The 24,701-nt window shown below is 65.0% G+C and carries 17 protein-coding genes; 11 read left to right on the top strand and 6 right to left on the bottom strand.

Annotation, left to right across the window (positions count from 1 at the left end):
• Positions 1 to 9 precede the first annotated feature (9 nt).
• Positions 10 to 2,175 (top strand): DEAD/DEAH box helicase, encoded by a 2,166-nt coding sequence (locus FR728_RS02815; protein WP_149891121.1) that lies wholly within the window; start codon positions 10 to 12, stop codon positions 2,173 to 2,175.
• 97 nt (positions 2,176 to 2,272) lie between these two features.
• Here FR728_RS02815 and FR728_RS02810 read toward each other — a convergent pair whose 3' ends face one another.
• From FR728_RS02810 to FR728_RS02800, 3 genes are all read right to left on the bottom strand, one after another.
• Complete coding sequence (locus FR728_RS02810; RefSeq protein ID WP_149891120.1) at positions 2,273 to 2,668, bottom strand: VOC family protein; 396 nt, start codon at positions 2,666 to 2,668, stop codon at positions 2,273 to 2,275.
• Between the two features lie 206 nt (positions 2,669 to 2,874).
• Complete coding sequence (locus FR728_RS02805; protein WP_149891119.1) at positions 2,875 to 3,303, bottom strand: DUF4440 domain-containing protein; 429 nt, start codon at positions 3,301 to 3,303, stop codon at positions 2,875 to 2,877.
• Positions 3,300 to 4,352: a ligase-associated DNA damage response exonuclease gene (locus tag FR728_RS02800; protein WP_149891118.1), complete on the bottom strand. Its 1,053-nt coding sequence runs from the start codon at positions 4,350 to 4,352 to the stop codon at positions 3,300 to 3,302. Before FR728_RS02800 ends, FR728_RS02805 begins: the two co-directional genes overlap by 4 nt.
• 106 nt (positions 4,353 to 4,458) lie before the next feature.
• On the opposite strand from FR728_RS02800, the gene FR728_RS02795 reads away from it, so the two are divergent.
• Both FR728_RS02795 and pdeM read left to right on the top strand, forming a co-directional pair.
• Positions 4,459 to 6,978, top strand: coding sequence for a ligase-associated DNA damage response DEXH box helicase (locus FR728_RS02795; protein ID WP_149891117.1), 2,520 nt, complete (start codon positions 4,459 to 4,461; stop codon positions 6,976 to 6,978).
• Positions 6,975 to 7,706, top strand: a complete 732-nt coding sequence (gene pdeM, locus FR728_RS02790) for a ligase-associated DNA damage response endonuclease PdeM (RefSeq protein ID WP_149891116.1) — start codon at positions 6,975 to 6,977, stop codon at positions 7,704 to 7,706. Before FR728_RS02795 ends, pdeM begins: the two co-directional genes overlap by 4 nt.
• Positions 7,707 to 7,764: 58 nt before the next feature.
• Here the strand turns inward: pdeM and FR728_RS02785 are convergent, their stop codons facing one another.
• The 3 genes from FR728_RS02785 to FR728_RS02775 form a co-directional block, all read right to left on the bottom strand.
• Positions 7,765 to 8,559 (bottom strand): TIGR02186 family protein, encoded by a 795-nt coding sequence (locus FR728_RS02785; RefSeq protein ID WP_149891115.1) that lies wholly within the window; start codon positions 8,557 to 8,559, stop codon positions 7,765 to 7,767.
• Positions 8,556 to 9,485, bottom strand: a complete 930-nt coding sequence (locus FR728_RS02780) for a sulfite exporter TauE/SafE family protein (RefSeq protein ID WP_149891114.1) — start codon at positions 9,483 to 9,485, stop codon at positions 8,556 to 8,558. Before FR728_RS02780 ends, FR728_RS02785 begins: the two co-directional genes overlap by 4 nt.
• A gap of 148 nt (positions 9,486 to 9,633) precedes the next feature.
• Positions 9,634 to 13,854 (bottom strand): peptidoglycan-binding protein, encoded by a 4,221-nt coding sequence (locus FR728_RS02775; protein WP_188318765.1) that lies wholly within the window; start codon positions 13,852 to 13,854, stop codon positions 9,634 to 9,636.
• Positions 13,855 to 14,424: 570 nt separating this feature from the next.
• Here FR728_RS02775 and FR728_RS02770 point away from each other — a divergent pair.
• The 8 genes from FR728_RS02770 to FR728_RS02735 all read left to right on the top strand — a co-directional run bounded on the left by FR728_RS02770 (position 14,425) and on the right by FR728_RS02735 (position 24,700).
• Entirely contained in the window at positions 14,425 to 14,925 is a 501-nt protein-coding gene (locus FR728_RS02770; protein ID WP_149891112.1) for a MerR family transcriptional regulator, read from the top strand.
• A 348-nt stretch (positions 14,926 to 15,273) separates the two neighbouring features.
• Entirely contained in the window at positions 15,274 to 17,070 is a 1,797-nt protein-coding gene (locus FR728_RS02765; protein ID WP_149891111.1) for an acyl-CoA dehydrogenase C-terminal domain-containing protein, read from the top strand.
• 81 nt (positions 17,071 to 17,151) lie between these two features.
• Positions 17,152 to 17,787 carry a glutathione S-transferase family protein gene (locus FR728_RS02760; RefSeq protein WP_149891110.1) on the top strand — a complete coding sequence of 212 codons (636 nt, stop codon included), beginning with the start codon at positions 17,152 to 17,154 and terminating at the stop codon, positions 17,785 to 17,787.
• A gap of 27 nt (positions 17,788 to 17,814) precedes the next feature.
• Entirely contained in the window at positions 17,815 to 19,023 is a 1,209-nt protein-coding gene (locus FR728_RS02755; protein ID WP_149891109.1) for an acetyl-CoA C-acetyltransferase, read from the top strand.
• A gap of 25 nt (positions 19,024 to 19,048) precedes the next feature.
• The gene (locus tag FR728_RS02750) at positions 19,049 to 21,280 is read left to right on the top strand and encodes a 3-hydroxyacyl-CoA dehydrogenase NAD-binding domain-containing protein (protein ID WP_149891108.1); all 2,232 of its coding nucleotides are present in this window, start codon (positions 19,049 to 19,051) and stop codon (positions 21,278 to 21,280) included.
• A 281-nt stretch (positions 21,281 to 21,561) separates the two neighbouring features.
• Complete coding sequence (locus FR728_RS02745) at positions 21,562 to 22,581, top strand: helix-turn-helix transcriptional regulator (RefSeq protein WP_149891107.1); 1,020 nt, start codon at positions 21,562 to 21,564, stop codon at positions 22,579 to 22,581.
• A 246-nt stretch (positions 22,582 to 22,827) separates the two neighbouring features.
• Positions 22,828 to 23,889 carry a helix-turn-helix transcriptional regulator gene (locus FR728_RS02740; RefSeq protein ID WP_149891106.1) on the top strand — a complete coding sequence of 354 codons (1,062 nt, stop codon included), beginning with the start codon at positions 22,828 to 22,830 and terminating at the stop codon, positions 23,887 to 23,889.
• Between the two features lie 538 nt (positions 23,890 to 24,427).
• Complete coding sequence (locus FR728_RS02735; RefSeq protein WP_149891105.1) at positions 24,428 to 24,700, top strand: DUF6460 domain-containing protein; 273 nt, start codon at positions 24,428 to 24,430, stop codon at positions 24,698 to 24,700.
• Position 24,701 lies beyond the last annotated feature (1 nt).

Raw genomic sequence — 24,701 nt, 5'->3', positions numbered from 1 at the left:
AAGACCTAAATGACCGAATTTGCAAACGTCGTTCCGGCGTTGGCTAAAGCCTTGGAAAAAAAGGGCTATAGCACTCTTACTCCTGTTCAGACCTGTGTTCTCGACGATGCGCCGCACGATGCGGACCTGCTTGTCTCGGCCCAGACCGGCTCTGGCAAGACCGTGGCCTTCGGCCTGGCGCTCGCTCCCAACCTGCTTGGCGACGATGATCGGCTGCCGCCTCCGGGCGCCCCGCTGGCGCTGGCAATTGCCCCCACCCGTGAACTCGCCCTGCAGGTGAAGGACGAACTGTCCTGGCTTTATGGCGAGACCGGTGCCCAGACCGCGTCCTGCGTCGGCGGCATGGATCCGCGCACCGAGCGCCGCAACCTGGAACGCGGCGTGCACATCGTCGTCGGCACCCCGGGCCGTCTGCGCGACCATCTGGAGCGCGGCGCGCTCGACCTGTCCCAGCTGAAGGCCGTCGTGCTCGACGAAGCCGACGAGATGCTCGACATGGGCTTCCGCGAAGACCTGGAGTTCATCCTGGGCTCGGCGCCGGAAGACCGCCGCACCCTGATGTTCTCGGCCACCGTGTCGAAGCCGATCGCCCAACTGGCCGAACGCTTCCAGCGCGACGCCGTGCGCCTGTCGACGATCAACGCCCGCGAACAGCACGGCGACATCGAGTATTTCGCCCATCCGGTGGCAGCCCATGAGCGCGAGAACGCGATCATCAACGTGCTGCGCATGCATGAGGCGGAAAAGGCCATCCTGTTCTGCTCCACCCGTGAAGCGGTGAAGCGCCTGACCAGCCGTCTGGCGAACCGTGGCTTTGCCATCGTCTCGCTGTCGGGTGAACTCAGCCAGGCCGAGCGCTCCAACGCTCTGGCCGCCATGAAGGACGGTCGTGCCCGGGTCTGCGTGGCGACCGACGTTGCTGCGCGCGGCATCGATCTGCCGAACCTGGACCTGGTAATCCACGCCGACCTGCCGACCGGCAAGGAAGCCCTTCTGCACCGCTCCGGCCGTACGGGCCGCGCGGGCCGCAAGGGCTCCTGCGTGCTCATGGTCCCCTTCCCCCGCCGCCGCTCGGCCGAGCGCCTGCTGCAGTGGGCCGGCATCAAGGTGACCTGGACCGGCGCACCGACCGCCGATGACATCCGGGCGCAGGACAAGGCCCGCATGATGGCCGATCCGGTCTTCACCGCGGAAAACGACGAAGAGATCCTGGAAACCGCCCGCGAACTGCTGGCGACCCATGACGCCGAGACCATTGCTGCGGCCTTCGTCAAGCTGCACCAGTCGCGGCTTCCGGCTCCGGAAGAAATCACGGCTGCCAATGCGGACAGCCTCGCCGGTCGCGGCGCGGGCGAACGTGGCGGCCGGGTGGCCGAAATCCGCGGCAAGTTCGAAAGCGGCACCTGGTACCGCCTGTCGCTCGGTCACAAGCACCGGGCCGACCCGAAGTGGCTGCTGCCGCTGATCTGCAAGGCCGGCAACGTCACCAAGAAGGACGTTGGCGCCATCAAGATCTACGGCTCGGAAACCCATTTCGAGATCGCGGGCTCCGAGGCCAACGCCTATACGGACAACATGCGCGAGAATGGCACCGGCGAACGCAATGCCACCATCGAAGTGATCGACCTGAAGGGCGCCAAGACCCCGACGCCGCCGGAAGACACCGGCCGCGGCGGTTTCGGTGACCGGGGCGGTTATGGCGATCGCGGCGGTGACCGTGGTGGTGATCGCGGTGGCCGTTTCGACAAGCGCAAGCGCGGCTTCGACTATGAGGACAGCGGCCGGGAAGACCGCATGGACGGGGAACGCCCCCGTCGCGGTCCGAAATTCGGCGACAAGCCCTTCGGCGATCGCGGCGGCAACGACCGCTTCGGTGGCGGCGCGAAGTTCGGCGGCCCGAAGGGACGCAAGCGTCGCGACGACGACGATGCAACCCCGCATCATCCGGCCTATGCACCGCTGAGCCGGGGCGATCTGGACGGCGGCCGCCCGGACCGGGCGAAGCCCGAAGGTGGCCGCGACTATGCCGGCAAGGACTTCAAGCCGCGTGGCGGCGACTTCGACGGTGATGCCCGCAAGCCGCGCAAGGCCGCAGCTCCCAAGGCCGCTCCGAAGAAGAAGGCCAAGGACAAGCCCTCCCGCGCAGAGCGCAAGGCGACCAAGGCCAGCAAGTAATCAGCGCCTCGCGCCTGACATGAAAAGACCCCGCGGATCGGCCGATCCGCGGGGTCTTTGCTTTTTGGGATGCGTTCCGGCGCGCCGGAGGCCGATCTCAGAGGAAGCGGCCGCCGCGCTGCAGCACCTCGATCTTGTAACCATCCGGATCGGACAGGAAGAAGAAGCGGGCGAAGGGCTTGCCCTCGAAGGGCATGTCCTTGACGTCGCCGACCGTGAGGCCGGCAGCCTTCAGGCGGGCATGCTCAGCATCGATGTCATCGACGGAAAAGGCCATATGGCCATAGCCCGTGCCGAGATCGTAAGGACCGGACGCGGAGGCATTGACGGTGAGCTCCAGTTCGAAGCCGGTCTCCCGGTTCGACATGTAGATCAGGGTGAAGCCGTCGAAGGCATAGCGCCCGGCGACGGTCAGGCCGAAGGCCTGTTCGTAGAAGGCAACCGAGCGGGCTTCGTCGGTCACCCGGATCATGGAATGGATCATCTTGGCCATGGGGCTAAGCTCCTGAAACGGTCTTCGGGACAGTCCCTGAACGCAGGCAGGGGAACCGCCAGCAGAGACCGGGAAAACGGGATTTGCGACGCACAGCCGCGGGAGGAGAGCGCGCGTCGCGCCTGCGCCTCATGCCGCAGCAGCGGACGCGGCGCAAGGGGCCCGTGCGGCAATTTCCAGACGCCCGCCCGCAGCTGGCTTCACGCCTATTCGTTGACGATGCTCGCGATCATCCAGTCATCTCCGTCAAGAATGAGATGATAGTGGCAAGTGAATTCGAGCGCGCTCTCGCCGTCGGAGGTCTCCTGCACCCAGTCCAGGGTGACGAGTGCGGCCGACCCGCTCACGTGGCTGGAGACCACGTGGAACTCGGAGTTGACCACCCCTTCCCGGTCAAGGGCGTCGAGCAGGGCCTCGATGTTTTCCAGCAGCTCGTCCTCATCGGCGAAGACATGCCCCTTCTCGTGCTGCCAGATCGTGGCCGGCAGGGCGAAGCAGTCGGCGATGCGCTCCTCGTCGGCATCGTTGAAACCGGCGAGATAGTCCTCGAACAAGGCATTGATCTTCTCGACCGCCTCGCTGGTGGCGGCGAGCTCTGCCTCGTCCTGATCGTGGGAGGGGCACTCGATGCTCATGATGTTTCCACTCCAGAAGATCCGGATTCCTCCGGGGAGGATGCCGTATCGACAGCCTCTTCGCCGTCATCATAGCCGATCATGTGCAAGGGGCGTGCACCGATCCCGGCTTGTTCACACCAATGCACGAGGGCTTCCTCCGCGCCATGCGTCACCCAGACCTCGCGCGCGCCGGTCTCGCGGATCGTGCGCCGCAGGTCATCCCAGTCACAGTGATCCGAGATGACCAGAGGCAGCTCGGCCCCGCGCTGGCGGGCACGCGCCCGCACCCGCATCCAGCCCGAGGCGACGGCCGTGACCGGATCGCCGAAGCGCCGGGACCAGCGGTCGGCCAGCTGGCCGGGCGGGCACAGCACGATCTCTCCGGCCAGCTCCTTGCCCCGGCGGCCGACAGGCTCAAGGGGACCGAGCGGGACGGATCGGGAGAGATAATATTCGCTGAGATTGACCAGCGCGCCGTGGAGATAGATCGGGCGGTCATAGCCGGCCGCGCGCAGTTCGGCGATCACCCGCTGGGCCTTGCCCAGGGCATAGGCGCCGACAAGATGGGTGCGGTCGGGCACCAGCCGCAGGGAATCGAGGAGCTTTGCCACTTCCTTCGCCGCCGGAGGATGGCGGAAGACCGGCAGGCCAAAGGTCGCCTCGGTAACGAAGGTATCGCAGGGCACCAGTTCGAAGGGCGCGCAGGTCGGATCGGACTGGCGCTTGTAGTCGCCCGAAACCACAGCCCGCTCCCCCGCCCCTTCCAAGAGGATCTGCGCGGAGCCGAGCACATGGCCAGCCGGATGAAGGCTCACCTCCACCTCCCCGATGCGCAGGCGCTCGCCATAGGCCGCCGCCTGCCGGGTGCCGCAGAAGTCGCGGCCATAGCGGATGGCCATGATCTCCAGGGTTTCCGGTGTGGCGAGCACCGACCCGTGGCCGGAGCGGGCATGGTCCGCATGGCCATGGGTGATGATGGCGCGCTCCACCGGTCTCACCGGATCGATATGCGCGCCGATCTGCGGACAGTAGAGCCCTTCGGGCGTCAGGGTCAGAAGCTCGGACATGTCAGGGCAAGTAGGTCGCCTCGCGGAAAATACCAGTGACCCGCCTTCAACTGGCCGGCGTCCGGTGCCCTTTTCTTTCCGCAGCGAAGCACCCTACATAGGGAGCATGGACGCAAGGCCCCTCCCTCCCCGTTTCGAGACCTGGTTCGCCTCCCGGGGCTGGCGCCCGCGCGCCCATCAGCTGGCGCTGGTGGACAAGTTGTCCCAGGGGCACTCGACCCTGCTGATCGCGCCGACGGGTGCGGGCAAGACGCTCGCCGGGTTCCTGCCGACGCTGGTGGAGCTGGAGGCGCGGGAACGACCCGCACCGGGATCCGCAGGCGCTGCCGCATACCGCGGGGTTCATACGCTTTACATCTCCCCGCTCAAGGCACTTGCCGTCGACATTGCCCGCAATCTCGAGGCCCCGGTCAGCGAGATGGGGCTGGACCTGCGGCTGGAGACAAGGACCGGCGACACGCCGACCCACAAGCGGCAGCGGCAGAAGACCAATCCGCCCGACATCCTGCTGACCACGCCGGAACAGATCGCCCTGCTTCTGTCGGATCCGCAGGCGCAGGCGCTGTTTTCCGGCCTGCGCACGGTGATCCTGGACGAGCTGCATGCGCTCGTCACCTCGAAGCGCGGCGACCTTCTGGCGCTCGGCCTGGCGCGTCTGCGCCGGCTGGCGCCGGGCCTGCGCACCATCGGCCTGTCGGCGACAGTCGCCAACCCGGAGGAGTTGCGCGCCTATCTGGTCGACCAGCCGGATCCGGAGACCCGCGCCCTTGCCGATCTGGTGGAGATCACCGGCGGTGCGGAACCGGACATAACCATCCTTCATTCCCGCGACCGCATTCCCTGGGCGGGGCATTCGGCCCGCTATGCGCTGCAGGACATGTACGACCTGATCAAGGCGCATCGGGTGACGCTGCTCTTTGTGAACACCCGCTCCCAGGCGGAAGCGGTGTTCCAGGACCTGTGGCGGATCAACGAGGATACGTTGCCGATTGCCCTGCATCACGGCTCCCTCGACGTGGGCCAGCGCCGCAGGGTGGAAGCCGCCATGGCCGCCGGTCAGCTGCGGGCCGTGGTCGCGACCTCCTCCCTCGACATGGGCATCGACTGGGGTGACATCGATCTGGTGGTGAACATCGGCGCGCCAAAGGGGGCGAGCCGGCTGGCCCAGCGCATCGGCCGCGCCAACCACCGGATGGACGAGCCGTCCAAGGCGGTGCTTGTCCCTGCCAACCGGTTCGAGGTGCTGGAATGCCAGGCCGCCCTCGCCGCCTCGCGGCAGGGCGATCAGGACACGCCGCCCTTGCGCAAGGGGGCGCTCGACGTGCTGGCCCAGCATATCCTGGGTCTTGCCTGCGGCGCGCCGCTGGATCCGGACGAGACCTTTGCGGAGATCCGCGCCACCCAGACCTATCGGCACCTGACGCGGGAGACCTTCGACCGGGTGCTCGATTTCGTGGCAACCGGCGGCTATGCCCTGCGGTCCTATGACCGCTACGCCAAGCTGAAGGCAGGACCGGACGGTTTGCTGCGCATTTCCCACCCGAAGATCGCCCAGCAGTACCGTCTGAATGTCGGCACCATCGTCGAGGCTCCGATGCTGAAGGTGCGGCTCGTGCGATCACGGGCCGCCGGGCGCAAGGCGCCGCTTGGGCGGGGCGGGCGGGTGCTAGGCGAGATCGAGGAATGGTTCATCGAACAGCTGAACCACGGAGACACGTTCCTCTTCGGCGGCGAAGTGGTGCGTTTCGAGGCCCTCCTCGAAAACGAGGCCTATGTGTCGCGAACCGCCTCGGACACGCCGATGATCCCCTCCTACATGGGGGGCAAGTTTCCGCTCTCCACCTATCTGGCGAAAAGCGTGCGTCACATGCTGGCCACCCGCAGCCTCTGGTCCAGCCTGCCGGATCAGGTGCGCGAATGGCTGGAACTGCAAGAGCTGAAGTCCCGGCTGCCGGAGGAAGAGGCCCTGCTGGTCGAGACCTTCCCGCGCGCCGGCAAGCATTACATGGTCTGCTATCCCTTCGAGGGACGGCTCGCCCATCAGACGCTGGGAATGCTGCTGACCAAGCGGCTGGAGCGGCTCGGCATGCGGCCGCTGGGCTTCGTCGCGAATGACTACGCGCTCGCTATCTGGGGATTGAGCGATCTTAGCCTTGCTATTTCTGACAATCGTGTATCGCTCAATGCATTATTTGACGAGGACATTCTTGGCGATGATCTGGACGCCTGGCTGGCGGATTCGAGCCTGTTAAAAAGGACATTCCGTAATTGTGCGGTGATCTCGGGACTGATCGAGCGCCGCCACCCGGGCCAGGAAAAGAACGGGCGCCAAGTGACTGTTTCTTCTGATCTCATCTATGATGTGTTGAGATCTCATCAGCCCGATCACATCCTCCTGGAAGCAACCTGGAACGATGCCGCAGAAGGACTTCTGGATATCTCCCGGTTGAGCCAACTTCTCGCACGGATCAGAGGTCGAATCACGCATACTGGTTTACCAAGAGTTTCGCCCCTCTCGGTTCCGGTTCTTCTTGAGATCGGACGGGAACCGGTGTACGGCGAGGCCCTCGACAGTCTGCTTGCGGACGCTTCTGACGACCTCGTGATGGAGGCCCTGGGACAATGAACCTGCTGCCCGCGCACATGAAGGAATTCATGGTTGTTCCGGTCTGCCATGACATCCAGATCAATGGGCGCACCATCGGGCTGCACGACAGCGGTGTCCTGTGGTGGTCGGAAGAGTCCACGCTGATCGTCGCCGACCTGCATCTGGAGAAGGGATCGTCCTTCGCCCGCCGTGGCCAGATGCTGCCGCCCTATGACACCGTCGCGACCCTGGAGAAGCTGGCCGCCGTGATCGCCGCCTTCGAGCCGGCGCGGGTGATCTGCCTGGGCGACAGTTTCCACGATGCTGCCGGGTCCGACCGCCTGCCGGTCACCTATCGCGCCATGCTGGCGACCCTTCAGCTCAACCGGGAATGGATCTGGATCACCGGCAATCACGATCCGGTCGCCCCGGTTCGTCTGTGCGGCGAATGCCTGTCCGAATATCGCCTCGGCGGCCTGGTCTTCCGGCACGAGCCCTCCAATGATCCGCAGGACAGTCTCGGCGAGATCTGCGGTCATCTGCATCCGGCAGCCCGGGTGCGCCGCTATGGCCGTTCCATCCGCCGGTCCTGCTTCGTCACCGATGGCGCGCGGCTTGTGGCCCCGGCCTTCGGCGCGCTGACGGGTGGACTGAACGTCATGGATGCGGCCTTCGGGCCCCTCTTCGACCGGAAGCGCTTCTCGGCCTTCCTGCTCGGCGACAATCGGCTCTATCCCTTCACCGCAGCCCGCCTCGTCGCGGACTGACGCCGGTCAGCCGGACAGGCGACCGCGAGCCCTCTGTCAGGCCGTTCGGGACTGCCCCTCAATCCTTGCGGAAGATCAGACCTGCCAGCCAGCCGGTGATGCCGGCGAGGATCACCGCGAGCAGGCCATAGACCGCCGGGTGGTTCTGGGCGAGGTTGAAGGTCACCTGCTCGAAGCCGGACTTCGCGACCGCCAGCTCCTGCTCGGTCCGCGCCAGCATCACCCCGTCCTGGATCAGATAGCCCTGCACCGAATACTTGCCGATCGGAATGTTCGCCGGCAGCGGAATGGTGGTGCGGAACATGGTGTTGGTCAGGAATTCGATGGATTCCGGCCGCTCCGAATAAAGCCCCTGATCGGCCCTCAGGCGCAGGAAGGCCTGACGGAAATCGTCGCGCTCCGACAGGGGCACGTCCGAATGGCCGCTGATGGCCAGATTGAGATGATTGAGGCCGAGCCCGTGAGCGTCCAGCAGCTCCCGGTCCCCCAGCTCGCCGACGCGGGCGGTGCTGGCGAGGGAATAGAAGCTCGGCACCTCCACGAAGGTCTCGTAGTCCCGGTTCACCCAGACGCCGAGGAACCGCCCCTTGCGCCGGGTGGTGATCTGCTGGGCCGGCCCCTCCACCTTGACGATCAGGTCATAGCGCCCCGGGCGGGGCACCGTCTTCACGTCAACGCCGATCTGCCCGAAGACCACGATTTCCGTGCCGGTGAAGTTCGACTGGATGGAGACCACGTCGGCGGAGAGCGCGGTCACCAGCTCCTCTGCCCGGGACGGGCCGCCGCCGAGCAGTGCCAGACTTGTGACAACGGTTGCGGCCAGCGTCCGGAGCCTGTGCGGGAGAGGCCTCATGCGCCGGCTCCCCCCATGATGGCGATGGAGTAGAGATCCTCCGGCGTGAGCAGGAGATCGACCGCGAAACGCAGCCCGACGAGCAGCACCAGCAGGGCCAGCAGCAGGCGAAGCTGTTCGCCGCGCAGGTTCTGCCCCATGCGCGCGCCGAACTGGGCGCCAATCACGCCCCCGATCATCAGGGCCAGCGCCAGAACGATGTCGACGGTCTGGGTCTGCATGGCATGGAGAACGGTGGCGGTCGCCATGGTGAAGAGGATCTGCAGCAGGGAGGTGCCGATCACCACATTCGTCGGCACCCGCAGCAGATAGATCAGCGCCGGCACCATCATGAAGCCACCGCCGATGCCGAGGATCGTTCCGAGGAAGCCGATGGTCGCCCCCAGCGTGATCACCGGAATGACGCTGACATAGAGCCTGGACTGGCGGAAGCGCATCTTGAAGGGCAGACCGTGGATCCAGTTGTGCTGGCCGGGTCGCTTGACCCGCACCACCTGGCCACTGCGCCGGCGGCGCATCGCGCGCACGGATTCCACCAGCATCAGACTGCCGATCGTGCCGAGGAAGGTGACATAGGACAGGGAGATGACCAGATCCAGCTGGCCAAGCTTCTGCAGGACCTCGAAGAGGAAGACCCCGATGATCGACCCCATGACGCCGCCGACGAGCAGCATCGTCCCCAGCTTGAAGTCGATGGCCTTGCGCCGCCAGTAGGTGAGCACCGCGGAGGTGGACGAGGCCGTCACCTGGGTGGTCACGGTGGCCACCGCCACGGCGGGGGGAATGCCGGAAAAGATGAGAAGCGGGGTCAGCAGGAAGCCGCCGCCGATGCCGAAGAGCCCGGAGAGAAAGCCCACGGCTCCGCCCATGCCAAAGATCATGAAGATGTTGACGGGGATTTCGGCAATGGGCAGGTACAGTTGCACGGCAGTCAGCAGGCCTTGGAAGGGAACTCAGGGGCGCATTCCGATGCGACCCGGTTAAAGCTCATGTACCCGAAAGGGTCAACGCGAAGTTGGCCTGCACTGCGTCCGGTTGCGGGAAAGTGCGGGGCACTCTCCCGAAACCGCCGGTTCACACATCCTGACGCGACAGCGCCTTGAGAAGATCCGCATCCACCTCGCCGCTTTCGGACACGCCCAGCTTGCGCTGGAAGGCCCGAATGGCGCTGCGGGTCCGCGGGCCCATTTCCCCATCCGCAGTGCCGACGCCGTAGCCGAGACGGTTCAGCTGTTCCTGAACGTCACGGACGAGGGAGGCATAGGAGACCGTATCGCCGGCCAGACCGCTGGCATCAGTGGAGAAGCCCGGACCTTCGGCCCAGGACGGATCCGGCACGACCCGGTTGGCGGCAGCATCCAGCGGCTCGGACTTGAAGCTTTCGACCGCCAGACGCGCCTGGGCAAGCCCGGCCTGATCCAGCAGGTTGGCAACCTCGTCGCGCTTGCGGGCGGCGTCCTGATCTCCCTGATCCGCAGCAATGGCGAACCACTTGTAGCTGGCGACCAGATCCTTATCGACGCCCAGACCGCGAGCATAAAGGATGCCCAGATTGAACAGGCTGTCCTTGATGCCGTGGTTGGCGGCGGCCTCGAACCACTTGGCAGCTTCGATGAAGTCCGGCGTGCCTTCGATGCCCTCGGCGTAGAGGACCGCGAGGTTGTGCATGGACTTGGCGTTGCCCGCTTCGGCCGCGCGCACATACCAGTCGCGCGCCTTGCCGCGATCCCGGGCGACGCCGCGGCCCTTTTCATAGAGGCTGGCCAGGCGATACTGGGCCGGAGCGAGGCCCTGTTCAGCGGCCTGCTGATACCACTTGGCGGCTTCTCCCAGATCGGCGGTGACGCCCTGACCTTCGGTGTATTTCACACCGACGAGGAAGGCGGCAATGGCGTCGCCACGGGCAGCTGCTGTGCGCAGGGCCATGGAGCCGACTTCCGCCGGAGGCATGGGCATGGTCAGGCTGGCAGGCGCGCTGTCTTGGGTCGCGCCGGAGAAGCCAGTGGCGGGGACGGGTTCCGCCTCGCCGATCACCTGCGGGGCGACAGGGGCGGCAAAGGCCAGATCCGTATCGGGTGTTGCACTCTGGGGCAAAGCCGCGACGTCCGCGTCAGCTTCCTGGGCGGCTTCTGGGGCGGCTTCCATAACCGTTTCCGGGGCAACGGGCGGCGTCCCGACGGCGGATTCGGCGGCCTCAGGGGTCTGCGTCAGACCTTCGAGGGCAACCTGAACCGTCACCTTGCCTGCGGGGGCAAGGGTCGCTGTGTCGGTTGCCGGCGCCCCGAGCATCGGAACCTGCGGGATCTGACCCAGGTCGTCCACGCCGGGCGTTTCCAGCCCGGCCAGATCCGATCCGGCAAGCTCGGGCGAATTGGGTGTGACCATGCGCACGACCTGCAGGGTGCCGAGCGCAAGCACCACGGCGGCGGCCGTGAACATCAGCATGCGGCGGCGGCCCTTGCCGCCTTCTTCCGCGTCGTCTTCGGTCGCACTGTCAGCGCCGGCCGCCGGACGGATCTCGCCGCGCAGGGCAGACGGTGCCGGAGCATCCGGGGTCCGCGCAGGCGCGGTCTCTGCCGCTGCCGCCTCGGCGGAACGTTCGGCAGAGCGGGTACGGCGCAGGGTATTGCGGAACCAGCCGGCGCGGCTGTCGTCGCTGCTTGCCTCCTGAGCATCGGCGGGCGCGGCCTCTGCGGGAGCAGCAACGTCCTTGCGGGCGGTAGCCGGACCGGCGGCTGCCGGGGCGACCGACGCGCTCATCGGCGTAGTGGTGCGCCCGGGACGGGCTTCCTCGGGTTGGACGCGCGGTGCGGCGGCCGCAGTCCGGCGGGACTGCTGCTCCAGAAGGGCAGCCTCCTCGGAGGCCGCCTGGGCGGCGCGGCGCGCGGCGGCAATGAAATCGGCCTTGCGATCGCGAATGCGTTCGACCGGACGTTCGGCGGTGTCCTCGGCCGGATCTTCCTGCGGATCGCGACGCAGGAGCGCGCCCATGCGGCTTCCCGCGCGCAGGCCACTGGTGTCGCGGCGGTTGGCCTTCTCAAGCTGTTCGAGTCGATCCGTCAGGGCTGAGAGGATCGACTGCACCCCTTCGAAGGTGCTGCGCGTGCGTTCCTCGGAGCCTTGAGCGGCATCCAGAAGCGCCCGCAGATCTCCTTGCAGGCCGGCAATGGCACCGTCCACATCCTGACCGGCGCCGGAGGCCCTGTTGGCCACCAGTTCCTCGGCGACTTCGCGGGCGGCCTGACGGGCCAGACCCTTCACGTCGTCGCGGCTTGTCTTGAGGTTTTCCTCGATGCGAGCCAGCGCGGAGGCGATCCGTGCGGTTTCATCATCGCGAGACGTGGAGGTTTCGAGCTGGCTGGCGAGGCGGGCGACCTTTTCGCCCAGCTGGTCCAGCCGGTCATCGTCGAGTGCGCCACGGCTGCCGGACAGGGTTTCGGCCAGTTCGGAAATGCGCTGCTCCAGGGCATCGGTCTTCTGGGGCGCGACAATGGCCGCCCGCATCTCCGAGATTTCCCGGCGCAGCAGATCCAGATCGCTCGTGGTCACCGTTTCGGCGGGACGGGCAAGCTGATCGGACATTTCCGCGATGCGCTTCTGCAGATCGCCGAGCAGCCGGTTGCTTTCCTCCGTCAGGCCGTCCTTGCGAGCGCCTGCATCCAGAACCGGGACCGGCCGGCTGGCGCGCTTTTCAATGATGTCGATCTTGACCGCAATGGCCTCGAGCTTGTCCTCGAGGACGGAGAGGGCCTCGTTGCGCTCGCCATCGGGCGCATTGCGTTCCATGCGCTCCAGACGGCCGGCGATCTCGTCGAGACGCGGATCCTCGACCGGTCCGCGGTCATCGGACAGCATGCCGACGATGTCTTCGAGGCGGCCGTGAAGCCGCTGCATCATGTCCGCATCCGGAAGCCGCTCTTCCATGGCGGCGATGCGGGTATCGAGACCCTGCTGAGCCCTGGCCAGATGTTCCAGTTCGTCCAGACGGCTGGAGACGAAACGCAGGCGATCGTCGATGCTTTCCACCACCTCGGTGAAATCGATGCGGGCAACCACCTCGCGCAGCTCTCGCAGTTCCTCGCGCAAGGGCTCGACATCCACGGGCACGTGGCTCTCGATCAGATCCTCGACCCGCTCGGACACATCGCCCAGACGGCTTTCCAGAACCTGCATCTGGTCAGCGCGGGGCAAGGTGGAGAAGGCATCCTCGATCTCGTCGAGGCGCGTGGTGATGGTGCGCAGGACGCGCGGATCAATGGCGCCCCGGTTCAGTTCGTCCAGGCGCTGCAGGATGTGGGCATAGCCGTGTTCCAGCGTCTTCAGCGCGCCATCGACGTTGCTGCGGCCCAGCTGGGCCTTCAGCTCGGCGACGTCCTTCTGCATGTCGCGCAGCGGCGCATCGTCGATGCGCTCTGCACGCAGGCGTTCGACCATGTCGGCCAGATGCCGCAGCTCGGCCGCGTGACGGGAGGAGCGCTCGCGATTGCCGGCCGCATAACCGGAGATGGCCTCGCGCAGGGAGCCGAGTCCCTCGCGCACGGTGCGAATGGTTTCTTCCTGCGGCTTGCGCAGGGCATCGATGCGGCGTCCCAGCTCGCGATAGGCGGACATGGACAAGCCACCGGATTCGGGATCTGCTTCCGGGTCGGCATCGCGATAGGCAAAGCGGCCGGGCCGCTCTTCGCGCGTCGGGGTTTCGGCAACCGGATCTTCGCGCAACGGGCTGCGCCCACCGGCTGCGTCAAAGGCGGTCATGTCGCGGGACAGATCCTCGACCTCGTCCTGCTGGCGGCGAGACAGGGTCGCGACCTTTTCGTCGAGCCTTTCTAGGGCACCGAGCACATCGTCCAAGCGACGGGAGCCGCTCTGGGCTGGCGTCGGCGCATTGCTCTGGGAACCAAACATCTGGGCACCGGAGCGTACGCCCGCGCGCGATGCAGGCGTGGGAGCGGAGACCACCGTCGGACGCACCGAGGCCGGAACCTGTCGCAGGCTGACACCGCGACGCTCATTGCCCCGCTCACTGCGATCCGAAAGGCGCGGGTCGACAGAGGTCTGGGAACGGGCCGTCTCGGTCCGGCCGACGACACGCTGAGCGGTTGCGGCGGCTTCCTCGCGTTCGCGCAGGAGCCGGTCCAGCTCGTCGGCCACGGCCTCGAGTTCGTGTTCGGGATCTTCGCGCAGGGCGTCGAAATCGCCCTGCAGGGCGGAGGCAGTGCGGGTCAGGCGCTCGATGCGTTGCTGGGCCAGGGCCCGCATCTCATCCTCGGGCGTCATCCTCTCGCGCTCGGACATGAACCGGTCATCCTCATACTCACCGGCAGAAGTTCCCCGGAACGAGTGTCCACCGCGGCCTTCTGCATCACGGATTTTCCAAGCAGACATGAGCTGTCCCTGCGCTGGCGATCTTCTGATCGCTTCGAGTTCATGCGCTGCCCAGCTTCCCCACAGTAAAGTCGCCCACGGCAGCAGTTGCGAAATCTTTGTCCCTTTAGGGTAAACAGCGCGTTAATCGCCATTGCGAGCTGCGATTCGGGTAACCACCTGTCAGGCATGTTGCCGCCGCGACAGTGCTCGGCCGCACCACCGGGCGACTTGTCAGAAACCTCAAGAGATCCGCGAGTTAACGCTGATTTTCACTGGTGGTTTACGTGACTGGACCTTGACGTGAACGTAAGCTAAAAGGTTGACATAAATATTTGCGACCAGCCCGGAGCGACGCCCCCTTGCGGTGTCCGAAGCAGCGTTGCGAGGTGGTGGATACTCCTTCCGGTTCCCCTCCCCCGCTTCGACCGCCCGGCTGTCGTCTCAAGCAGCAAGACCGCCGGCAGCACGGCTGCGGGCTGCAGGACTGAAAGACAAGACATGAGTGAAGCGCTCTCCATCCTCAATGAGGACGACCTGGCCGATGTGGCCGATTTTCGCGGCGATGGCAGCCGCAAGCCGTATTTCACCATCGGCGAACTGGCCAAGGAATTCGATTGCACCCTTCGCACCCTGCGCTTCTACGAAGACAAGGGCCTGATCAATCCGAAGCGCGACGGCATGAACCGGGTGTATTCCCGCCGTGACCGCGCCCGCCTGAAGCTGGTGCTCATGGGCAAGCGCGTCGGCTTCTCGCTGACCGAAATCCGCGACATGCTCGACCTCTATGACCTGAAGGACGGTCAGGTGACCCAGCTTCGCGTCGCCCTCAACCGCTTCAACGGGCAGATCTCCGTGCTGGAAAAGCAGCGCGACGACATCGAGCAGGCCATTGCCGAACTGTCGCGCACGGTGGCGGTGGTCGCCGGTCTGCTGCGTCAGAAGGAAGCCGAGGAAGCCGAGAGCGAAGGTCTCCTGAGCGCAGCCAGCGCCCTCGACTGAGCCGACCGGCACACCGACTGCAGACATTCGAAGGCGGGGCGAAAGCTCCGCCTTTCTTGTTTTCTGCGCGTCGCAGGCGTCCCGGAACGCGCAATGCGTGCCTAACCGGCCAGATGCACGCAAAATGACAAAACTGTCATTTTGCGGCAAAAATGCCTGAACCGACGCGCGAAATTTCCGTTCGGTCAGCCGTTTTGAGGCGTATTTTCACGAAATCGGCATAATTTTCCGTTCAGCTTCCCCAAGGACACCACTTGTCTGCCCTCTGGCAGGGGCGTATATAGCAGTCAACGTGACGTTTACGGAAACGTCATGCATGAATGACAGCGGCACTTCTGGGAGGATTCCATGCCGAGCTACCGCGCCCCCGTTGAAGACACCCTCTTCCTGCTCAACGACGTTCTCGATTACGCCAGCCACGCCGAACTGCCGGGCTTCGAGGAAGCGACCCCGGATCTGGTCGAGGCGATCCTCACCGAAGGCGGCAAGTTCGCTGCCGAAATCGCCCAGCCGCTGAACCTGTCCGGCGACCAGGAAGGCTGCAAGCGTTCCGAAGACGGCACCGTGACCCCGCCGAAGGGCTTCAAGGCCGCCTATGACGCCTTCTGCGAAGGTGGCTGGGGCACTCTGTCGGCTGATCCGGAATATGGCGGGCAGGGCCTGCCGCACACGCTGGCGACCGCCTTCAACGAATATCTCTCCTCCGCCAACATGGCCTTTGCCATGTATCCGGGCCTGACGGCCGGCGCCATCGCCGCCATCACCCTGCATGGTTCGGACGAGCAGAAGGCCCTCTATCTGCCGAAGATGATCGCCGGCACCTGGACCGGCACCATGAACCTGACCGAGCCCCATTGCGGCACGGATCTGGGTCTGCTGCGCACCAAGGCCGTGCCCCAGGCAGATGGCTCCTACAAGATTTCCGGCACGAAGATCTTCATCTCCGCCGGCGAACACGACATGTCGGAGAACATCGTCCACCTGGTGATCGCCCGCATCGAAGGCGCTCCGGCCGGCACCAAGGGCATCTCGCTCTTCGTCGTTCCGAAGTTCCTGCCGGATGCCGACGGCAACCCGGGTGAGCGCAACGGCGTGTCCTGCGGCGCGCTGGAGCACAAGATGGGCATCCACGGCAACGCGACCTGCGTCATGAACTATGACGGCGCCACCGGCTGGCTGGTCGGCGAGGAGAACAAGGGCCTGCGCGCCATGTTCACCATGATGAACGAAGCCCGCCTCGGCGTGGCCGTTCAGGGTCTGGCCCAGTCGGAAGTCGCCTATCAGAACGCCGTCGCCTATGCCAAGGACCGTCTGCAGGGCCGCGCCCTGACCGGCACCAAGGAAGCCGACAAGGCCGCCGATCCGATCATCGTCCACCCGGACATCCGCCGCATCCTGATGCAGATCCGCTCCTTCAACATCGGCGCCCGCGCGCTGGTGCTGTGGACCGCCCTGCATGGCGACAAGGCGCACCGTTCGCCGGACGAAAAGGCACGTCAGCACTCCGAGGACATGATGGGCCTGATGACCCCGGTCCTGAAGGGCGTGCTCACCGACACCGGCTTCGCCAATGCGGTGAATGCCCAGCAGGTCTTCGGTGGCCACGGCTACATCGCCGAGTGGGGCATGGACCAGTTCGTGCGCGATGCCCGCATCGCCATGATCTACGAAGGCGCCAACGGCATCCAGGCCCTCGATCTGGTCGGCCGCAAGCTGCCGGCCAACGGTGGCCGCGCGGTCATGGCCCTCTTCAACGAGGTCAAGGAATTCGGCAAGGCCAACAAGGATGACGACGCCCTCAAGGCCTTCATCCAGCCGCTGAAGACCGGTGTGGACCACCTGCAGCAGGCCACCATGTGGTTCATGCAGAACGGCATGAAGAACCCGGACAACGCGGGTGCCGGTTCCACCGACTACATGCACCTCTTCGGTCTGGTCGCCATCGGCTACATGTGGGCCAAGATCGCCAAGGTGATCAACGCCAAGCTGGCAGACGGCTCTGCCTCCAACGAAGCGGAACTGAAGGCCATGCTCGCCTTCGGCACCTTCTACATGGAGCGTCTGATGCCGGAAACCGCCGCTCACCTCGCCCGCATCAGCAGCGGCTGCGAGACCATGATGAGCGTCGAAGCCGACCTGTTCTGAGCCTCGCACCGGCGCGCTCCCCTTCGCGGGAGCGCGCCCTCAAGCGCCCAGCCCTTTCCGGCAACGGGAGAATTCCGACCCATGAGCGAGTACACACTGCATTGCTTCGCCCAGTCCGGGAACGCCTACAAGGTAGCCCTGATGCTGGAGCTTTCCGGTGCCGACTGGACGCCGCAGTGGGTCGATTTCTTCAACGGCGCGACGCGGACCCCCGAGTTCCGCGCCGACGTCAACGAGATGGGCGAGATCCCGGTTCTCGACCATGCCGGCCGCAAGCTCAGCCAGTCGGGTGTCATCCTCGACTATCTGGTCGAGCGTCTCGGCACCTTCGGCTGGACCAATGACGACGACCGGCGCGAGATCCTGCGCTGGGTCCTCTTCGACAATCACAAGCTGACGAGCTACATCGCCACCCTGCGTTTCCTGCGCTTCATCATGAAGAGCGGCGAGACAGAGGTGACGAAATGGCTCGAGGGCCGGGCCCGCGCCGCACTGGCCGTGCTCGATGCCCATCTGGACGGCCGGAGCTTCGTCGTCGGCGAGACGCCGACGATCGCCGACCTGTCCCTGTGCGGTTACCTGTTCTGGCCCGACGAGATCGGCATCGAACTCAACCGCTATCCCCACATTGTCCGCTGGCTGGACCGCCTGAAGGCGCTTCCCGGCTGGCGCCACCCGTACGACCTCATGCCCGGGCATCCGCTGCCGGCCGCATGAGCATCCGAACAACTGGAGGAGACACAAATGCCTGAAGCCTTTATCTATGATCACGTCCGGACCCCGCGCGGTCGCGGCAAGAAGGACGGCTCCCTGCACGAAGTGCCGAGCGTTCGCCTGGCCGCCACGGCCCTGGAAGCCATCCGTGACCGCAACGGTCTGGACACCGGCCTCGTCGATGACGTGATCCTGGGCTGCGTGGACCCGGTCGGCGAAGCCGGCAGCGACATCGCCCGTTCCGCCGTCTTTGCCGCCGGCTACAACACCTCCGTTCCGGGCATGCAGATCAACCGTTTCTGCGCCTCGGGCCTCGACGCGGTGAATACCGCCTCGGCCCAGGTGATGGCCGGCCAGCACAAGCTGGTGATCGCAGGCGGCGTGGAAAGCATGAGCCGCGTCGGTCTGGGTGCATCGGGCGGCGCATGGCCGATCGAGCCGCAGGTTGCGCTTCCCGCCTATTTCATGCCGCAGGGCGTGTCCGCCGACCTGATCGCGACGAAGTACGGCTTCACCCGCGACATGTGCGACGCCTATGCAGTGGAAAGCCAGAAACGTGCCGCCAAGTCCTGGGCTGATGGCCGCTTCAAGAACTCCGTTGTTCCGGTCAAGGACATCAGCGGCATCACCATTCTGGACCGCGACGAGCACATGCGCCCGGAAACGGACATGCAGTCCCTGGCCTCCCTGAACCCGTCGTTCGCCATGATGGGCGCCATGGGCGGCTTTGACGGTGTTGCCATCCAGGCCCATCCGGAACTGGAAACCATCACCCACGTGCACCATGCCGGCAACTCGTCGGGCATCGTCGACGGCGCAGCCGCCGTGCTGATCGGATCCCGCCAGGCCGGCAAAGCCGCAGGCCTGAAGCCGCGTGCCCGCATCAAGGCCTTCGCCAACATCGGCTCCGAGCCGGCCCTGATGCTGACCGGCCCGGTCGACGTGACCGAGAAGCTGCTGAAGAACGCCCGCATGGAAATGAAGGACATCGATCTCATCGAGATCAACGAAGCCTTCGCTTCCGTGGTGCTGCGCTACCAGCAGGCCTTCGACCTGGATCCGCAGACCGTCAACGTCAACGGCGGAGCCATCGCGCTCGGCCACCCGCTGGGCGCCACCGGTGCCATGATCCTGGGCACCGTTCTCGACGAACTGGAACGCCGTGACCTCAACACCGCGCTGGTCACCCTGTGCATCGGTGCGGGCATGGGCACCGCCACCATCATCGAACGGGTCTGAGCGAGCAGCGGAGGAGACACGAAAAATGACCTACAAGAACTTCCAAATCGAAACCGACGCTGACGGCATCGCCACCATCACCTGGGACATGCCGGGCAAGTCCATGAACGTGATCGACCTGTCGGTCATGGAAGACCTGGACAAGATCGTTGATCAGGTCGTGGCCGATGACGCCATCAAGGGCGCGGTCATCACCTCCGGCAAGTCCGCCTTCTCCGGCGGCGCCGATCTGACCATGCTGGAGGGCCTGCTCAAGGACTTCCAGAAGAGCCGCAGCTCCGATCCGGAAGCCGCTGCCAAGGCCCTGTTCGACGGCTCGCGCAAGCTGTCGCTGATCTACCGGAAGCTGGAAACCTGCGGCAAGCCCTTCGTGGCGACCCTCACCGGCGCCTGCATGGGCGGTGGCACCGAGCTGGCGCTCGCCTGCCACTACCGCCTGGCCTCCAATGACGGCAGCCTGAAGATCGCCCTGCCGGAAACCAAAGTCGGCCTGTTCCCGGGCGCTGGCGGCACCCAGCGCGTCATGCGCATGTGCGACGGTCAGGAAGGCATGCAGTTCCTGCTGCAGGGCCGCACCCTGGACGCCGCCAAGGCCGTCAAGATGAGGCTGGTGGACGATGTCGCCGCGCCGAAGAAGCTGGTCGAGACCGCCAAGAAGCTGCTGAAGTCCGGTGCTGTCGACGCGGTCAAGCCGTGGGACAAGAAGGGCTTCAAGCTGCCGAACGGCAACGTCTATTCCCCGGCGGGCTTCCAGTTCTGGCCGGCCGCCAATGCCATCTACCGCCGCGAGACCTATGACAACTACCCCGGCCCGCGCTACATGCTGCACGCCGTGGTGGAAGGCCTCCAGCTGCCGATGGATCTGGCTCTCCAGGTGGAAAGCCGCTACTTCGCCAAGGTTCTGCAGAGCCCCGAAGCCGGCAACATGATCCGCTCCCTGTTCGTCTCCATGCAGGAGCTGAACAAGCTGGCCCGCCGTCCGGCCGACCAGCGCCCGAACAAGATCAAGAAGATCGGCGTTCTGGGTGCGGGCTTCATGGGCGCAGGCATTGCCTATGTCTCGGCAAAGGCCGGCATCCAGGTGGTGCTGATCGACCGGGAGCAGGCTGCGGCCGACAAGGGCAAGGCCCATTCCGCCGATCTGCTGGACAAGGCCATCAAGCGCGGCAAGTCCACGGAAGAGGACAAGGCCAAGCTGCTGGAGAAGATCACCGCCACCACCGACTATGCGGAACTGGGTGACTGCGACCTGGTGATCGAGGCCGTGTTCGAGGACCGCGAGATCAAGCGTCAGGTGACCGAACAGGCGGAAGCCGTGATGAAGCCGCGCGCCATCTACGCCTCCAACACCTCGACCCTGCCGATCACCTCGCTCGCCCAGGCGTCTTCCCGTCCGAAGAACTTCGTCGGCATCCACTTCTTCTCGCCCGTCGACAAGATGATGCTGGTGGAAGTGATCGTCGGCAAGAAGACCTCCGACCGGGCGCTCGCCATGGCGCTGGACTACATCAAGGCCATCAAGAAGACCCCGATCGTCGTCAACGACTCGCGCGGCTTCTACACCTCGCGCGTGGTGATGACCTACATCCGCGAAGGCCTGATGATGCTGGCCGACGGCGTGCCGGCAGCGATGGTCGAGAACGCAGGCAAGATGGCCGGCATGCCGGTTGGTCCCCTGTCGCTCGGTGATGAAGTGGCACTCGACCTGGCCTGGAAGATCGTGTCCGCGACCCGCAAGGATCTCGGCGTGAAGTATGTGGAAGGCCCGCTCGACAACATCCTTGAAAAGATGGTGGTCAAGCAGGAACGCTTCGGCCGCAAGAACGGCAAGGGCTTCTACGACTACAAGGGCAAGGACAAGAGCCTGTGGCCGGGGATCCCGGATGTGGTCGGTCAGCCGAAGTCTGCCGACAGCTTCCAGATCGAGGAACTCAAGCAGCGCCTTCTGGTGATGCAGGCGCTCGAAACCGCCCGCATCTTCGAGGAAAACTGCCTGACGGACGTGCGCGAAGCCGACGTCGGCTCGATCCTGGGCTTCGGCTTTGCCCCCTACACCGGTGGCACTCTGTCCTACATCGACACCATGGGCACCACCGCCTTCGTGGAACTCTGCAAGAAGTTCACCAAGAAGTGGGGCCCGCGCTTCAAGCCGAACAAGCTGCTGCGCGAGATGGCCAAGACCAACGAAAGCTTCTACGGCAAGTTCCCGCCGAAGGCTTCCGCCGCCGTTCAGGATGCAGACAGCGAAGCTGCCTGATCCTTCTCCCAAGATCCCCGGGTTCTCCTCCTCAAACCGCCCGGGGATCTGAAAAGCCTTCCCTGAAGGCTTTCCTCCCGCTCCGCTCCGGGCTCGTCCCGGGGCGGAGTTTTTTGTCTGTGCGTGTGGCAGGCCGGACCGCGATCCCTTGCCATATTCGTGCCGAGTGACGGCACGAAGGTCTTGTCTTCGTCAACCTTTGATCGTTAAACTTGTCAGGCTCCGACTTCTCCGCGCGATCCTGACCCTGGTCGGCGTCGCAACAATCCGGATCCGGCATCATGACCAAGATCCAAGGCTGGGCGCGGGTTGACGCACTCGGCATTCTTCTCAATGCTCGCGAGAGCCAGTCGCTGAACTGGGAGAAGATCTTTGCGCCCCTGGGCCTGGACCCGGAAAGCCTGACGGATCCCCTGGCGACCCTCCCGCTGGAACAGTTTTTCGAAGGTTTCGAGCTGGCCGCCAGGGCACTGGGCAATGATGCCGCCCTCTTCGACATCTACAGTTCTCTGGCGCCAGGCGACCTGTCGGTGTTCGATTACCTGTTTCTCTGCGCCCCCAGTCTGCGGCTGAGCTTTCAAGCCTGGGAGCGGTTGATCTCCGTGCGCATGAGCGCCCTGCATTATCATTTCGAGGTCGCCGACGGATGGGGCCGGCTGATCTGGCCCTCTCTCGCCGATTATGGCCAGCCGCGCCAGAACATGTATGCCCGTATCGCCTGGGCGGCCGGCCGGGTGGAGCTGGCGCTTGATGCCCGGCCTGCCCCCATCTTGCTGGATCTGGTCGGAGACCCACCTTCCGGAGACAGCGCCTTCCTGCAGCGCTACGGCAACCGGATCCGCTTTGGCCAGGACGCAGACATGCTGATGATCCGGGAGGATCTCCTGCAGCATGTGCCGAAGCGCACCGACACCAGCCTCTATGCCCTGGTGAACAAGGCCGCACTTGACGAGATCGTCCAGCTTGAGCGGTCGAATGCCCAGACCTACGAGGTTGCTGCCAGCATCTCGCGGCTGCTCGCCAGCGGCTCCTGCACCGTGGGCGAGGTGGCCCAGGATCTGGGAATTTCTCCCCGCAGCCTGCAGCGCAATCTGGCCGCCCAACAGACGAGTTTCCGCGATCTGATCGAGGAGGTCCGCAAGGCCAATGCCTTGCGCTATCTGTCGGAAACCGAACTCTCGCTCAAGGAAATCGCCTATCTTCTGGGCTTCGCGCAGGTCAGTACCTTCTCCCGCAGTGCAAGGGGCTGGTTCGGCAAGCCGCCCCGGGAGTTGCGCAAGGCTTCAGGCACCGTGTCCTGACCTGCCCGGGCCGGGGGACAAGGCCTCCAGCCCCAACGGACAGGTGGCAGCCACATTTTCCCTCATCGCGCCTTTCGGAGAAATCTCACGCAGGGTTTTCAACCATTTACCATTTGCATCCAACTCCCCTGCCGCATATCCTCATCCCACGTTCAAGAGGCTCATATCTTCACTCGAGGCCGGATCCACGTCCCACGGGGTGCTTCCCACGGGGTGCTTCCAGCTAAGGCTTGCGGAAGGGAGATCATGTCGACCGACGCTGGAACCGAGTGGGTTGTCAGCACCTTCCTGATCAATGCGGGAGCCCTTGCCACGTCGGCAGGCCTGAACTGGTCCGCCATCCTTCACCGTCAGAATGTCTCCACCCGGGCACTCAGCGCGCCGGACCGCCGGATCGGCTTGCGTCAGGCCTTTGCCGTCTTCAACGATGTGGCCCGCACGGCGGGGGATCCAACGCTCCTGCTTAATGGCTTTGCGCGCCTGCCCCTGGGGGCGGGCGACCTGATGGACTATCTCGCGCTTTATGCACCCGACACCCGCTCAGCGCTCTTCAACTGGGCCCATTACGCACCGCTGTGCAGCCGGGGCATCGGGCTGAGCCTGCATCCGACCTCCTCCCATTTCTATCTGGTGCTGAGCGTTCCCAACCGGTTCGGCGCCAACAGTCAGGCGAGCTTCGCCATGATGGGCCTGATCGCCGGCCGTCTCGGCCATCTGCTGGGAGACGAAAGCCGGAGCGTCCAGATGGAAATCGCCGCTCTCGACCCTGCGGAGGCTGGACACGAGGTCGATCTAGGCCATTTTCGCGGCGGCGTGACCTTCGAGGCTCCCGAAAACCGCATCCGCGTTCCCTATGCGCTGGCCGAGCAACCCAATCCCCATGCGGACCGCAACCTGCTGCGGCTGATCGAGATCGCCGCCAACCGACTAATGCAGGACATCAATGCCCCCAGCGATCCGGTCGCCCAGATCGCCGCGACCATCGCCTCCGGTATGGAACAAGGGGATCTGACGATCGACACGGTCGCCTCGTCCCTCGGCCTGTCTCCGCGCACCCTGCAGAGGCTACTTGGTCAGGCCGGAACGAGCTTCCGGGAGGTGCTGGAGGATGTGCGGCGCACGACGGCGGAGAGCTATCTGCTCGACACGCGACGCCCGATCAAGGAGATCGCCTATCTGCTTGGATTTTCCAACCTGTCGACCTTCTCCCGCGCCGTGAAGAACTGGTTCGGGGTGGCGCCACGGGAGTTGCGGCGGCAGGCGCTGGACGAGACGCCCGACGGGTCTGCGCAAACGCGCCGCGGGTGAAGCGAGACCCACAAAAAAGGCGCGGTGCCAACCGGAAGGTGGACACCGCGCCATATCGAGGGCAATGCGGACGAGCCGCTTGCATCGGCTGTGCCTTCGGCCTGTGAGGGGACGGCCGGACACATGCACGTTTCTCCCCGGTTTTCCCTGCCTGTCCGCCACAGACAGCAGGCAACCGAGGTTTGAAAGAGGGACCTCTCAGGCTGGACCTGTCAGGGTTCCTCGCAGAGCTGAACAGCTTGATCGATGGGGCAGATGCAGCTGTTTCTTTTCTTGGGACTTGCGAGGGGCATCCGTGTGACCGGACATCCTTTGGTCGCTTCGCGCGCAACGCCCTCTTTCCGCTGCGTTGAATACAGGTTTGCCGCCGCAGTGTAATTGGCAGAAGCCCCCAAATCTTTATCGGATTGCGCCAATGTCACCTCACGGCACATCTCAGACTCCCGGCCCTGTCGAAAATGTCGTGACCCCACTGCTTGCGTCCGGCCGCCCTCAACCTTAAGTGAAGACTATTCCGTTCCATCTGATCGAGAGCGACATGACGCGCGATTCCCTCACCCGCTTCCTTGGCGGTTCCCCCGGCCAGGTCGCCTTGCGCCTGCTCTTCCTCTCCTTCGTGGTGGGGGTGATCCTCTCCGCGCTCAACCTGGACCCGTGGAGCCTTGTCGAAGCGGCACAGCGATTCCTGGCCCGGCTCTGGAACATGGGCTTCGACGCGATCTTTTCCATGGGCCGCTATCTGGTCATGGGTGCGGTGATCGTGGTGCCGATCTGGCTGGTCAGCCGCGTGCTGTCCTCCGGTCGACGCTAGT

Source organism: Roseibium aestuarii (assembly GCF_008477545.1).
In the GTDB taxonomy this organism is placed as follows: domain Bacteria; phylum Pseudomonadota; class Alphaproteobacteria; order Rhizobiales; family Stappiaceae; genus Roseibium; species Roseibium aestuarii.
The sequence above is the reverse complement of the archived record's forward strand: the minus strand, read 5'-3'. Positions and strand labels throughout refer to the sequence as shown.

Coding starts and splice junctions, on each gene's coding strand:
- FR728_RS02815 (WP_149891121.1), top strand. CDS start 10: ATGACCGAATTTGCAAACGTCGTTCCGGCGTTGGCTAAAGCCTTGGAA.
- FR728_RS02810 (WP_149891120.1), bottom strand. CDS start 2,668: ATGGCCAAGATGATCCATTCCATGATCCGGGTGACCGACGAAGCCCGC.
- FR728_RS02805 (WP_149891119.1), bottom strand. CDS start 3,303: ATGAGCATCGAGTGCCCCTCCCACGATCAGGACGAGGCAGAGCTCGCC.
- FR728_RS02800 (WP_149891118.1), bottom strand. CDS start 4,352: ATGTCCGAGCTTCTGACCCTGACGCCCGAAGGGCTCTACTGTCCGCAG.
- FR728_RS02795 (WP_149891117.1), top strand. CDS start 4,459: ATGGACGCAAGGCCCCTCCCTCCCCGTTTCGAGACCTGGTTCGCCTCC.
- pdeM (WP_149891116.1), top strand. CDS start 6,975: ATGAACCTGCTGCCCGCGCACATGAAGGAATTCATGGTTGTTCCGGTC.
- FR728_RS02785 (WP_149891115.1), bottom strand. CDS start 8,559: ATGAGGCCTCTCCCGCACAGGCTCCGGACGCTGGCCGCAACCGTTGTC.
- FR728_RS02775 (WP_188318765.1), bottom strand. CDS start 13,854: ATGTCCGAGCGCGAGAGGATGACGCCCGAGGATGAGATGCGGGCCCTG.
- FR728_RS02770 (WP_149891112.1), top strand. CDS start 14,425: ATGAGTGAAGCGCTCTCCATCCTCAATGAGGACGACCTGGCCGATGTG.
- FR728_RS02765 (WP_149891111.1), top strand. CDS start 15,274: ATGCCGAGCTACCGCGCCCCCGTTGAAGACACCCTCTTCCTGCTCAAC.
- FR728_RS02760 (WP_149891110.1), top strand. CDS start 17,152: ATGAGCGAGTACACACTGCATTGCTTCGCCCAGTCCGGGAACGCCTAC.
- FR728_RS02755 (WP_149891109.1), top strand. CDS start 17,815: ATGCCTGAAGCCTTTATCTATGATCACGTCCGGACCCCGCGCGGTCGC.
- FR728_RS02750 (WP_149891108.1), top strand. CDS start 19,049: ATGACCTACAAGAACTTCCAAATCGAAACCGACGCTGACGGCATCGCC.
- FR728_RS02745 (WP_149891107.1), top strand. CDS start 21,562: ATGACCAAGATCCAAGGCTGGGCGCGGGTTGACGCACTCGGCATTCTT.
- FR728_RS02740 (WP_149891106.1), top strand. CDS start 22,828: ATGTCGACCGACGCTGGAACCGAGTGGGTTGTCAGCACCTTCCTGATC.
- FR728_RS02735 (WP_149891105.1), top strand. CDS start 24,428: ATGACGCGCGATTCCCTCACCCGCTTCCTTGGCGGTTCCCCCGGCCAG.